The organism is Acidovorax sp. HMWF018 (genome assembly GCF_003061035.1).
Classification (GTDB): Bacteria; Pseudomonadota; Gammaproteobacteria; order Burkholderiales; family Burkholderiaceae_C; genus Acidovorax; species Acidovorax delafieldii.
Window position 1 is genome coordinate 1 of sequence record NZ_QAIM01000585.1, and the last position, 915, is coordinate 915.

Sequence of the window (915 nt, forward strand, 5' to 3'; positions counted from 1 at the left end):
GCCTGCAGGCCATCCCGAGCAGCCTGCAGGCTGAGTGACCTGGCTGCGTCACAGGGGTCCGCTGCACCAATCGCCGCGCCCTGTGCATCTGCGGTCTCTGGCGGTCTGCAGCGTTGCAAATACTTGCAACAGCTGCGGCTATTGCCGCGTTTTGCGCCTGGCAGCCCCTCCCGATCCGCAGCACACACTGATCGCTCGATGCGTGCAGCGAATCCCTAACGCAGCAGCTTTTTGAGCTCTGGCCACACGTTGGCCAGCATTTGCGGATGCGCTTCGGCGCGAGGGTGAATGCGGTCGGGCTGGAACAGGCGGGTCGGGTCCGGTCCGTCAGCCACACCCTTCAAGAAAAATGGCACCACAGCCGCCTTGTGGGTCTGCGCCACGGTGGTGAACAGGCCCGCAAACTTGTTCGCGTAGTCGGTGCCATAGTTGGGCGGCACCTGCATACCCACCAGCAAGACCTTGGCCCCAGCCTTTTGCGCCGCTTGGGTCATCCAGGCCAGGTTCTCTTCGGTGTTCTTGAGCGGCAGGCCACGCAGGGCATCGTTGCCCCCCAGTTCAATCACCACATGGCTGGGCTTGTGCTGCGCGAGCAGCGCAGCCAGGCGCGAGCGGCCGCCCGAGGTGGTCTCGCCGCTCACGCTGGCATTGACTACGGTGGCTGCGAGCTTGTCTTGCGCTAGCTGTTTTTCCAGCAGTGCCACCCAGCCCGTGCCCCGCGCCAGGCCGTATTCGGCGCTGAGCGAATCTCCCAGCACCAGAATCACCGAATGGCGTCCGGCAGTCCCTGCCTTGGCGGCGGCCTGCGCAAAGGCCGTGGGCGCACAAAGCCCCACCGCCAGGCCGATAGATGCGCTCAGGATAAAGTGGCGCCGTTGCTGCAGATTGCGAATCAAAGTAAAGAGCCTTTCATGT

Annotated in this window: 1 protein-coding gene; it reads right to left on the bottom strand. The window is 63.9% G+C overall.

The window, feature by feature from the left end; translation table 11 throughout:
- Nucleotides 1-215: 215 nt before the first annotated feature.
- Nucleotides 216-896 (bottom strand): arylesterase, encoded by a 681-nt coding sequence (locus tag DBR23_RS24855; protein WP_108499907.1) that lies wholly within the window; start codon nt 894-896, stop codon nt 216-218.
- Nucleotides 897-915: the final 19 nt, after the last annotated feature.